The organism is Mycobacteriales bacterium (assembly GCA_036497565.1).
In the GTDB taxonomy this organism is placed as follows: Bacteria; Actinomycetota; Actinomycetes; order Mycobacteriales; family QHCD01; genus DASXJE01.
This window is the reverse complement of record DASXJE010000306.1, coordinates 31,897-42,850: the sequence shown is the minus strand read 5'-3', so window position 1 is coordinate 42,850 and position 10,954 is coordinate 31,897. Positions and strand designations below refer to the sequence as shown.

The window sequence follows — 10,954 nt, the reverse complement described above, 5'->3', positions numbered from 1 at the left end:
GCCGTCCGGAGATCTCCAGGTCGCTCCCCCGACCGGGAGCCACCACGGCGCATCACGCACGACCCCGTCCTGGAGCGCCGATCGGGCCTGCGGGGTGACCAGCGCGTGGAAGACGAAGGACCAGCCGAACCGCTCGGCGTCGGTGACGTAGCCCGTGTTCTTGACGAATGCCGCGAACTGCCGGTTGGTGACGGCCGTGGTGTCGATGCAGTACGACGACAGCTGCACCGGGCGCACCGGCCCCTCACCGTCGTCGGCGAAGGCGTCCGGATCCGCACCACCCATGAGAAACGTCCCGGCGGGGATCACCGCCATGCCTCGGCGGACCGTGGCCGGATCTCGTCGGGGCACGTCGAAGGTCTGCTGTCTCGACTCGCCCGAGCCGGCCGACGGTGAGCTGGGCGCGCAACAGGAGCTCACCTGGTCACCGCCGTCATGCCGGGCTCGCGGTCGAGTCGGCGGCGGGCGCGAGATAGGGGATGGTCTGCGGACCCTCTGGGAGCACGCACACCCGGGCACCGGGTCCGGCCTTCGCGAGCGCGTCGGCGACGGTGCCGGTGATGTCGTCGGTCTGCGTCAGGTGCGCCGTACGCAGCTCCTCGTCGGAGAGGTATCCGGTGTGCATGACGACCTCGGCGTGGCACTGGATCCTGGCCTGGATCTGCACCTGCCATTGGTCGGGGGTCACCGTGTCGGCTGACTCGATGGCATCGAGCAGGGCGCGGGGCGAGGGCCGGGACGCGAGCACCTGCCGGTAGGACCCGTGGCCGGGGAAGCCGTCGCGGCACTCGGCGGCGCAGACGATCAGCCCACCCGGCTTCACGACCTTGGCGGCCGCGGACATGCCCTTGACCGCCTGGTAGAGGTTCTGGTCGAGCGGGTAGCCGGAGTTGGTCGTGACCACGACGTCGTACGGCGCCGGCACCGGACGCATCGCCACCCTCTTCGCCGCCGCGCACGCGGCGGCGTGCATCGCGAACATCTCGCCCGCGAACGCCTGGACGATCTGCTGATCGCGGTTGAGGACCACGTCGAACGCGAAGTCGACCCCAGTACCGGCGGCGATGGCCCGCACGTCGTCGTGCACCGGGTTGCCGTCGATGACGCCCCAGGTGGCGTCGGGGTGGCCGATGCGGGTCGCGTCGTGCAGGGTCAGCACGGTCTCGAGTGCGGCCAGGCCGGGCGCGATCAGCTTCGGACCGCCGGAGAATCCGGCGAAGAAGTGCGGTTCGACGAAGCCGGTGGTGATCCGTACGTCGGCCGCCACCCATTCCCGGTTGAGCCACACCGGCACGCCGTTGCCGTAGTGACCGCGCCAGACCAGGTCGCCGGCGTCACGGGAATCGTGGTTGACGACCCGTACGGTGTCGACGAGATCGTCGCCGAGCATCGCCCGCAGCTCGGCGTCGGTGTTGCCCCGGTGGGTGCCGGTCGCGACGAGCAGGACGACGTCGTCCAGGCCCACGATGCCCTCGAGCTCCTCGAGCACCGCCGGAATCATCAGTTGCCGCGGCTGGGGACGGGTGCCGTCACACAGCGAGATCGCGACGGTCTGGCCGGGACGGACGATGGCCCGCAGCGGCTTGCCGGCCACCGGGTTGCGCACCGCCTCCCGAAGCAGCCGCGCCGGGTCCGCGGCGGCCGGCTGGTACGCCGGTTCGACGACCGTCGTCGCGGCGTCCGGCAGGTCGACCGCCAGCCTGGTCTGCCCGTAGGCGAGCGACACCTGCATGCGGTTCCTTCGAGTCGGTGGTGACGCGACTGATCCAGCGTGCCACTCGCCGCCTCCCGGGCGAACGACCGGGGCGTTACGTGTCGGCGGTCAGGCGGGACAGCCGGGCGGCCCGATCCCGATGCCTCCGGTCGTCGCGGGTGAAGATGTCGACCGCGAGCCGGGCGAGCTGGCGCCCCTGGCCTTCGATGTCGAGGCGGCTCGCGGCGGCGACCTCGGTGCGCCATTTCTCCGGCACCGCGGCCAGCCCGCCGAGCGCACCGGCGAGTGCGCCACCCATCGACGCGATCGAGTCGGCGTCGCGCCCGTAGTTGACGCCACCGAGCACGGTGGGGACGTAGTCGCCGCGGGCCACGAGCAGCATGCCGAGGGCCACCGGCAACTCCTCGATCGCATGGAGCCGGCTCGGCCGGCGGGCGGCCAGGCCCGGCTCGCGGTAGTCGTCGGCGACGGTATCGAACGGCCGGATCGCGTCCCGGAGCGGCCCGAGGGCGGCCGACCACTCAGTGATCGACGCCGCCGCATCGCACACGGCCTCGATCGCCGCGCGGGTGCCGTCCTTGGCCACTCGGAGGCAAGTGGCCACGACCGATTCCACGGTGGCATCGGGGTCGAGCGCCGCGGCGACCGCGGCGGCCAGCACCCCGGCCGCCTCCCGGCCGTAGCTGGACTGGTGGGCTCCGGTGACGTCGATGGCCTCGGCGTAGGCACCGTCCGGGTCGCCGGCGTTGACGATGCCGACCGGCGCGATGTACATGGCCGCACCGCAGTTGACGATGTTTCCGGTCCCCGCCTCACGTGGATCCACGTGACCGTAGGCCAGCCGCAGCACCAGCCACTTCTCCGCGAGAAAGACCCGGCGCAACAACGGCGCTTCGGTCTCGAGCTCAGGAATCCACCTTGAGTCGTCAACCATCTGCGGCACCAGCAGGCTCTCGACGTCGTAGGCATCGAGGTGGTCCTGCTTACGCAGATAGGCCCGGGCGAAGGCCTGTGTCATCAACGTGTCATCCGTGACGTGGCCGTCGCCCTTGTGGTACGGCGAATTGGGCCGGGCGCCCCGCCAGTCGGCGAAGTACGGCGGCACGATGTCTTCGACGAATCCGCCATAGCGCTGGCGGATCTGATCGGTGGTCCAGCCCTCTGTCGGTCCCCCGAGCGCATCGCCGACGGCCGCACCGGAAAGGCAGCCCGCCGCGCGATCGGCCAGCGTCGTCATCGCCACCGCACCCCTGTGTCTACACGAGTAGAGGTGCACACTCTAGAATCGCCGGATGATCACGTCAACGACCAATCCACGCGCGGGATTGGTCAACGACGTCCGTTGACGGGGCAGTGGGAAACGGCCTACGGTCGCATCGTCTACTCGCGTAGATCTTTGCCACCACGGAGGACGCATGCACGACGCACTGTCGGCGGCCGACATGCTGCACGACGAGCTGGCCCAGCGGCGCGAGACCGGTTACGAGGTCGACGAGGTCGCGGCCGAGGCGGCCCGCACCGATCCCGACGACTCGGCCCGGTTGTGGTCGCTCGTCGATCGGCTCGCCGACGCGCCCCGTCGCGACGGCTGGTCGTACGAGGAGCCGGACGCCCTCGGCGAGATCGAGGCGACCCTCCCCGCGGCGGGTCCGGTCGGCACACTGTCCGCGACCGACTACCGCAACCGCATCCTCGGTGCCTGGCTCGGCCGGTGTGCCGGCTGCAATCTCGGTAAGCCCGTGGAGAACGGCGATCATTGGACCCGCGCACACATCCGGGACTATCTGCAGCGGGCCGAGTCCTACCCGCTCACCGACTACTTCCCCGTCCTGGACCCGATGCCCGACGGCTTCGTCTTCCGGCCCAACTGGCCGCAGACGACGCGTGGCAACATCCACGGCTCGGCCCGGGACGACGACATCGACTACCCGATCCTCAACCTGCACCTGCTCGAGACCTACGGGACCGGGTTCGCGTCGCGCGACGTCGGCCAGGAATGGCTGTCCCTGCTGCCGTTCCTGCAGACCTACACGGCCGAGCGGGTCGCGATCCGCAACCTCGTCCACGGCCTGCAGCCGCCGGAGACGGCGACCTACCGCAACCCCTACCGCGAGTGGATCGGCGCCCAGATCCGGGCCGACATCTTCGGATGGGTCAACCCGGGCGATCCGCGCCGCGCGGCGACGCTCGCCTACGCCGACGCCGCGCTGTCCCACGTAGGTAACGGCATCTACGGCGAGATGTGGTCGGCGGCCCTCAATGCCGCGGCCTTCACCGCCGGCAGCGCCCGGGCAGCGATCGAGGAGTCCGTGCGGCACATCCCGCCGCAGTCCCGCCTGGCGGAGGCCCTGCGCGACGTACTCGACTGGCACTCCGACGGACTGTCGTGGGACCGGGCACAGGCCGAGATCGACAAGCGCTACGGCCATTACCACTGGGTCCACACGATCAACAACGCCGCGGCGGTGGCGGTCGGGCTGTTGTGGGCGGACGGCGATTTCACCCGGGCGATCGGGCTGACCGTCCAGGCCGGCATGGACACCGACTCCAACGGGGCGACGGTCGGCTCGGTCGCCGGTGTCCTCGCCGGCGCCGCCGACCTGCCCGCGCACTGGGTCGATCCGCTGGCCGACTCCGTGCAGTCGGCGGTGTTCGGCTTCGACTCCTCGCGGATCAGCGACCTCGCCGACCGGACCGTACGGCTCCGCGACCGGCTGTGACGGCGGGCGTCAGTCCACCGTCACGGCCTTGAACTTGGCGATTGCCTCGGTCATCGCCACCTCGGTCGGGAGCCGCTCCATGCTGGATGCGCCGAAGAAGCCGGCCACCCCCGTGGTGTGCCGCAACACGTAGGCGGCGTCGTCGGGCATGGCGATCGGCCCTCCGTGGCAGAGGACCAGCACATCGTCGCGGACACTCACGGCGGCGTCCCTGATCTCCTGGACGAGCTCGACGGCCTCGTCCAGGCTGACGGCGGTCTGCGCCCCGATCGTGCCCGACGTCGTCAGACCGACGTGAGCGACCACGACGTCCGCGCCGGCCGCGGTCATCGCGACCGCCTGCTCGGCGTCGAACACGTAGGGGGTCGTCAACAGGTCCATCTCGTGTGCGACCCGGATCATCTCCACCTCGTGGTGGTAACCCATCCCGGTCTCCTCGAGATTCTGCCGGAAGCGCCCGTCGTAAAGACCGACAGTCGGGAAGTTCTGCACACCGGCGAATCCGAGGTCCTGCAGCTGCCGGAGGAATACCGGCATGGTGCGGAACGGGTCGGTCCCGCAGACTCCCGCCAGCACCGGTGTCGACTCGACGATCGGGAGCACCTCCCGTGCCATGTCGACGACCACAGCGTTGGCGTCCCCGTAGGGCAGCAGGCCGGCCAACGAACCGAGGCCGGCCATCCGGTAGCGACCCGAGTTGTAGATGATGATCAGGTCGACGCCGGCGGCCTCGGCGCACTTGGCCGAGAGGCCGGTCCCGGCACCGGCGCCGACGATGGCATTTCCCTTGGCAGCCTGGGCGATCAACCGTTCACGTGCGGTCTGCGCGTCCACCTGGGGTCCCTTCCTCGGCCGGCGTACCGGCCAGCTGGTCGACGAGCGCGTCGGCCATCGCGACGGCGAAGGCCTCGTCGTTGATGTCGGTGTCGACCTCGCACAGGACGATCCGCTCGGTCAGGTTGTCCTTGACGGCGCCGATGAGCGCGCGATCGGCCTCGTCGTCGTAGAAGGCGGATCCCTCGGTGGCGATCATCGAGATACCGCGCAGCGGGATGAAGAGCGTGACCGGCCCGGTCGCAGTGTTGAGACGCTCGGCGACCCGGCGGCCGAGCTCCGCCGTCTCCTCCGGCGTGGTACGCATCAGGGTGGTCGTCGCGTTGTGCTGGTAGAGATTGCGGTCCTCGAACTGGACCGGCACGCTGTCCCGGGCGCCGAAGTTCACCATGTCCAGCGCCCCCAGGCTCACCACCTGTGGGATGCCGGCTGCCCCGGCCACGGTCAGGCGCTCCGGCCCGGCGGAGAAGACGCCACCGACCAGTTCGTCGGCGAGCTCCGTCGTCGTGATGTCGAGCACCCCGGCGAGCAGTCCGGCCCGGGCGAGGGCCTCCATGGACTGGCCCCCGGTGCCGGTGGCGTGGAAGACCAGCACCTCGTAGCCCTTGTCCTCGAGCCGTTGCCGGGCCCGTTGCACGCACGGTGTCGTGACACCGAACATCGTCGCACCGATCAGAGGCCGGTCGTCTCCGGCCGGGCCGTCGGCCGACGGTGCCAGCACCATCCCGGAGACGGCGCCCGCGGCGTTGGTGAGGATGCGACGCGAGATCTTGTTGACGCCGGCGATGTCGACGACGGAATACATCATCGTGATGTCGAGGGCGCCGACGTAGGGCCGCGTATCCCCCGACGCGACGGTCGACACCATCACCTTCGGCACGCCCACCGGCAGGGCCCGCATGGCCCGCGTGACGAGCGTTGTCCCACCGGTGCCCCCGAGACCGATGATCCCGTCGAGCCGTCCCTCGTCGTGGAGCCGCCGCACCACCGCTTCGGCTCCGCGCGACATGCTCTCGACCGCGCTGCCCCGGTCTCCGGCGTCCGCGAGCGTCTGCAGGTCGACGCCGGCCGCTTGCGCCACCTCGTCGCGGCGGACGTCCGGTTCGAGGAATGGGCTGTCGAACACTCCGGCGTCGACCACCGTCGTGGTGACCCCGGCAGCCGCGATCTGGTCACGGACGAATGCGTATTCCTGGCCCTTGGTATCCAGCGTCCCCAGGAGCACCACGTTTGGCACCGCTACCTCACCCTTTCCCGCTCGACGTTCGGACCGCGCACGGCTAGGCGGTCGCCGGCTCCGCCAACATCTCGAAGACCCGCACGATCGACACCGCGTCCTCGAGCGTGCCGAATTCGAGCGGCGCGATCCCGAGGGCGGCATCGACGAAGGCGATGATGCTCTGGGCGTAGCCCTGGACGAAGTTGTTGTTGTTGTAGAGCTGGCCGAGGCTCATCTCCGGCTCCCACCGCAGCGGCGCGGTCTCGTCATCGGTGATGTAGCTCGGTGTCCTGCCGTAAGGCCCGATATCTCCGCGCCGGTACCAGGTCAGTCGGGCGCCGTTGTCAATGACGATGTTCGAGCCCTCGCCCACGATCTCGACCCGCTCGAGCGGACTCGTCGCCGCCTGACCGGCACTGAAGTGGAAGGTGCCGACGGTGCCGTCGGCGAACGTCACAATCGCCACCCCGCCGTTGCCGACCGGCGCGGGCACGTAGGAGACGGCAGCCACCTCGCCGACCGTGACCAGTGCGGCGCCGACCGGATGCCAGATGTGGTTGAGGCAGCTGCGCACCTGGGGGTCGGACAGCGGCAGCCCGGGCTGGCGGGGGACGTGCAGCGGGTAGCGACCGGAGAACGATGCGGGTCGCCCGAAGTCCGGGCCGCGCATGATCTGCCGCGCCTTGAGGTGGGCGGGGTTGTACATGGTCTTCGCGCCGACCGCGGCCACCCGACCGGCCCGGTCACGCAGATCGATGAGCTTCTCCACGCTCGCCGAGCTGGCCGCGACGGGCTTGTCCGTCCACACGTGACAGCCCGCCTCGAGGCAGCGGGCCATCAGCGACGTGTTCAACGGATCGCCGTCGAGGTAGCCGTCGACGCCGATCAGTACGGCATCAGGCTCGACGTCACGGAGCAGCAGGTCGAGGTCGGTGTAGGCGTCCCCGGCTCCGAACTGGCGGGCGAAGGACTCGGCCCGGTCCGGATCGGGGTCCCACATGGCGACCAGATCCACCGCGGCGTAGGCGAGCGACGGCAGGAAGTTGCGGTATGCGTGCCCGGACGTGCCGAGGAAGGCCACCCGCAGCGGCTGCTTGGCCTCGTAGGCGAAGGTGAGGTCGGTCACGTGTCCTCCGATGGGCTGGGCACCGTCACCCGACGGGTACGACGTCGCCGGTGCTCCGCAAGCCGGCTTCGTAGACCCGCATGACCTGAAGGGCGAAAGGCAGATCACCGCTGCGGAGCGGGCGGTGATCGAGAATTGCGCCGCAGAAGTCGGACAGCTCGAAGAACATGCCCTGCACGAAGAGGCCGGAATTCTCCTGCGTCGCCAGCCGATGCTCGGCCTCCCACACGACACTCCCGGTTTCCGTGCCCGGCCCGGTGAAGTCCGTCTGCCGCGTGTAGTCGAACGGAATCCCGCGGTGGAAGGACACCCGCGCGCTGTTGTCGATCGTGATCGACCGACCCTCGCCGATGAGGTCGTAACGCTCGATCGGGTAGCCGTGCGGTGCGCCGCCGGCGAGAAAGAAAGTGCCGACCGCTCCGCCGGCGAAGGTGAGGTTCACCGACCCCACGGCGGCGTCACCGGGTCCGACGACCGTGCGGACCGACTCGACGTCGCCGGCGACCTCGATCATGAGGGAGAGCGGGTGGCATCCGTTGTTCAGCCAGTTGGTGGTCTCCCGCCGGCTGAGCACGCCCGCACCGTCGGCGGGCATCGTCATGGGATAAACGGCGAGCACCGATCGCAGCGCTCCGAACTCGGGCAACGCCATGAGCTCCTTGGCCTTGCGGACCGCGGGCTGGTACGCCTTCTTGAAGCCGACGGCGCAGACCCGGTCTCCCCTGGCGGCCATGATCTTCTCGACGTCGGCCGCGAACAGGCCGGGCGGCTTCTCCATCCAGACGTGGAGGCCGGCACTCAGCGCCTCCACGGCGAGGTCGGGATGCTGGCGTGGGCCGGCGCAGACCAGGACCGCATCGAGATCGACCGCGGCATACATCTCCGCCGCACCGGAGAAGGCTGGCACGCCGTACTCGGAGGCGGTGCGCTCGGCGAGCTGACGATCGAGGTCGCAGATCCCGGACAGGGTCACGGGGAGATGGTGCAGCGCCGGAAGGACGTTGCGGTAGGCGTGGCTCCCGGCGCCGACGAGACCGACCCGCAACCTGCGGTCGTACTCCCGCTGGTAGGCCACTACTCGCTCCCGCCGCCGCGGACGACGGTCTGCCGGTCGCCGGTGGGGTAGGAGACCACCATGCGGGCGACCGATGTGCCGCGGTTGACCCCCTGGTGCTCGACCCCCGCCGGGATGTGCACGGTCGTCCCGGCGGTCAGGTGGACGACGTCGTCGCCGACCGCGTGGTCGAGTTCACCCTCGATCAGGAACAGCAATTCTTCGGTGTTGGGGTGGTAGTGCCGGGGATTGGCCATGCCCGGGTTGATCTGCACGAAGCCGACCGTGAGGCCCGCGCCCGGGCGGATCGCGTCGTTGCACAGCCAGCGGATCGACCCCCACTCGGACTCCTCCGCGGCCGCGGTGTCGATCGAGGTGGTGTGGGCGGGTTCCCCATCGATGTTCTTGTCGGCCTGCGGCTCGACGCTCACCCGGTGTCCTCCTGTTCGCGTGGGACGGACCTGACTGCTTCGGCAGTGCTAGCCGCCGAGTCCGGCGGCGGTGATGCCGTCGACGAAGCGGCGCTGCAGGAGCAGGAAGAGGATCACCATCGGCGCCAGCATGATCACTCCCGCGGCACTGATCAGAGCATAGTTCTGAGTGAAGCCCTGTTGGAAGGCGAAGAACGTCGTGGAGATCGGCATCTTGCCATTCGTCTGGATGAAAGTCACCGCGAGCAGGAACTCGTTGTACGCCGACAGCGCCGACACGAGCGCGACCGTGAGGAATCCCGGCCAGGCGATCGGCAGCACGATCCGGAACAGGACGGCCCACTCGCCGGCGCCGTCGATGCGGGCCGCGTCGTCGTAGTCGTGCGGGATGCTGATCATGAACGAGCGGAGCAGCAACGTTGCGAACGGCGAGAAGATGGCCCAGTAGATGATGATCAGGCCGAAGAGCGTGTCGTAGAGCCCGAGCCGGGTCCACAGGAAGAAGAGCGGCACGAGAAAGAGCTGGATCGGCAGGGAGCTGCTGACGAGCAGGTAGGCCATGACCCCGCCGGAGCCGGGCAGGTCGAGGCGGGACATCGCGTAGGCGCCGGAGCCGGCGATGACACACACGCCGACCATCGTTCCCACGACGATGACCGCGCTGTTGACGAATCCCGCACCCATCGCGGCCTGGCTCCACGCATCGCTGAAGTTGTGCCACTGCGGGTGCAAGGGCAGGCCGAGCGGGTCGGCCGCGAGCTGGCTCTGCGACTTGAGCGAATCGAAGACGAAGATGACGATCGGGCCGAGCGCGAAGGCGAACAGCACGATGAGGACGAGGTAGAACGCCGGATGCGGCGCCCGCGAGCGGCTGGGATGACTGCTTCGGACGTTGCGCGGGATCGACGGCGCGGCGACGGTCATATGTCCCAGTCCCTCCGCCGGCGCAGGATCTGGTACGAGGCGACGACGACTCCCGAGATCAAGGCGAGCACAACTCCGATCGCGGCCGCGTAGCCGGCCTGCTGGTTTTCGAATGCGTCCCGGTACTGCAGGGTGCTGAGGACCTCTGTGGCGCCCGCCGGGCCACCCTGGGTGAGGATGTAGATGTAGTCGAAGACGAGGAACGACCAGATGATCGTCATGAGCCCGAGGAACATCAGCGTCGGCCGGATGGACGGCAGCGTGACGTGCCAGAACTGCTGCCATGAGTTCGCGCCGTCGAGACCCGAGGCCTCGTAGAGGGACGGGTTGACGCCCTGCATCGCCGCGAGAAAGACGATAACCAGGAATCCCCACCACGACCACGTGTTGACCACCGCGACCGAGGGCAGTGCGGTGCTGCTGTTGCCCAGGAAGTTGACGCCGAGGAACTTGCCGATCCCGTGCTCAGGAGAGAGCAGCGACTGCCAGATGCTCGCGCTCACGACGCTGGCGACGATGTACGGGACGAAGTAGATGACGCGGAAGAGGGTGACGAAGCGGCGGAGCCGGGAAAGCAGATAGGCCCCGAAGAGCCCCATCCCCATCGGCACGATCAGGAAAAACAGCGTCCACCACACGTTGTGCAGGAAAGCGTCCCCGAACGCACTGTCAGTGAACATCTTCCGGTAGTTCGCGATCCCGATGAAGTGGGAACCGCCGATGCCGCTCCAGTCGGTGAACGAGTAGTACACGCTCAGGACGCCTGGGCCCGCGATCACCAGCAGGTTGACCACGATGAGCGGCAGCATGAACAGCCAGGCGATCAGACCCCGTCTGGACCCGCCCTTCTTGGAGCCCTGCCGACGGTCCGACCGCGCCGGCGCCGTCGCGGGGGGCTCGACGGTCGCCGACGCACCTCCTGGGAAGGCCAC

Annotated in this window: 11 protein-coding genes; 1 reads left to right on the top strand and 10 read right to left on the bottom strand. The window is 69.2% G+C overall.

All coding sequences use genetic code 11. From position 1 onward, the window contains the following. The 3 genes from VGH85_23550 to VGH85_23540 form a co-directional block, all read right to left on the bottom strand. Positions 1-315 (bottom strand): SUMF1/EgtB/PvdO family nonheme iron enzyme (locus VGH85_23550; GenBank protein HEY2176798.1); only part of this gene is annotated, 315 nt, incomplete at its 3' end. 118 nt (positions 316-433) lie between these two features. Further along, entirely contained in the window at positions 434-1,732 is a 1,299-nt protein-coding gene (gene larA, locus VGH85_23545; protein ID HEY2176797.1) for a nickel-dependent lactate racemase, read from the bottom strand. 76 nt (positions 1,733-1,808) lie between these two features. Further along, complete coding sequence (locus VGH85_23540; GenBank protein ID HEY2176796.1) at positions 1,809-2,951, bottom strand: ADP-ribosylglycohydrolase family protein; 1,143 nt, start codon at positions 2,949-2,951, stop codon at positions 1,809-1,811. 178 nt (positions 2,952-3,129) lie between these two features. Here VGH85_23540 and VGH85_23535 point away from each other — a divergent pair, with 178 nt between their 5' ends. After that, positions 3,130-4,434 (top strand): ADP-ribosylglycohydrolase family protein, encoded by a 1,305-nt coding sequence (locus VGH85_23535; GenBank protein HEY2176795.1) that lies wholly within the window; start codon positions 3,130-3,132, stop codon positions 4,432-4,434. Positions 4,435-4,443: 9 nt separating this feature from the next. Here VGH85_23535 and VGH85_23530 read toward each other — a convergent pair whose 3' ends face one another. Genes VGH85_23530 through VGH85_23500 form a run of 7 tightly spaced genes read right to left on the bottom strand, consistent with a single transcriptional unit; the run spans position 4,444 to position 10,954 of the window. Continuing rightward, positions 4,444-5,268, bottom strand: coding sequence for a phosphoenolpyruvate hydrolase family protein (locus VGH85_23530; GenBank protein ID HEY2176794.1), 825 nt, complete (start codon positions 5,266-5,268; stop codon positions 4,444-4,446). Next, positions 5,246-6,505 (bottom strand): Tm-1-like ATP-binding domain-containing protein, encoded by a 1,260-nt coding sequence (locus VGH85_23525; protein ID HEY2176793.1) that lies wholly within the window; start codon positions 6,503-6,505, stop codon positions 5,246-5,248. Before VGH85_23525 ends, VGH85_23530 begins: the two co-directional genes overlap by 23 nt. A 43-nt stretch (positions 6,506-6,548) precedes the next feature. Then, positions 6,549-7,613, bottom strand: coding sequence for a Gfo/Idh/MocA family oxidoreductase (locus tag VGH85_23520; protein ID HEY2176792.1), 1,065 nt, complete (start codon positions 7,611-7,613; stop codon positions 6,549-6,551). 25 nt (positions 7,614-7,638) lie between these two features. Then, a complete protein-coding gene (locus VGH85_23515; GenBank protein ID HEY2176791.1) occupies positions 7,639-8,688 on the bottom strand; it encodes a Gfo/Idh/MocA family oxidoreductase in 1,050 nt (349 codons plus the stop codon). Then, positions 8,688-9,098 (bottom strand): cupin domain-containing protein, encoded by a 411-nt coding sequence (locus VGH85_23510; GenBank protein HEY2176790.1) that lies wholly within the window; start codon positions 9,096-9,098, stop codon positions 8,688-8,690. The genes VGH85_23515 and VGH85_23510 overlap by 1 nt, the downstream gene beginning before the upstream one ends. A gap of 48 nt (positions 9,099-9,146) precedes the next feature. After that, positions 9,147-10,022 carry a carbohydrate ABC transporter permease gene (locus VGH85_23505; GenBank protein HEY2176789.1) on the bottom strand — a complete coding sequence of 292 codons (876 nt, stop codon included), beginning with the start codon at positions 10,020-10,022 and terminating at the stop codon, positions 9,147-9,149. Beyond that, positions 10,019-10,954 carry a sugar ABC transporter permease gene (locus VGH85_23500; protein HEY2176788.1) on the bottom strand — a complete coding sequence of 312 codons (936 nt, stop codon included), beginning with the start codon at positions 10,952-10,954 and terminating at the stop codon, positions 10,019-10,021. The genes VGH85_23505 and VGH85_23500 overlap by 4 nt, the downstream gene beginning before the upstream one ends.

Bases quoted from the DNA above. Each gene is read 5' to 3' on its own strand.
- VGH85_23535 (HEY2176795.1), top strand. From the start codon at position 3,130: ATGCACGACGCACTGTCGGCGGCCGACATGCTGCACGACGAGCTGGCC.
- larA (HEY2176797.1), bottom strand. From the start codon at position 1,732: ATGCAGGTGTCGCTCGCCTACGGGCAGACCAGGCTGGCGGTCGACCTG.
- VGH85_23505 (HEY2176789.1), bottom strand. From the start codon at position 10,022: ATGACCGTCGCCGCGCCGTCGATCCCGCGCAACGTCCGAAGCAGTCAT.
- VGH85_23540 (HEY2176796.1), bottom strand. From the start codon at position 2,951: ATGACGACGCTGGCCGATCGCGCGGCGGGCTGCCTTTCCGGTGCGGCC.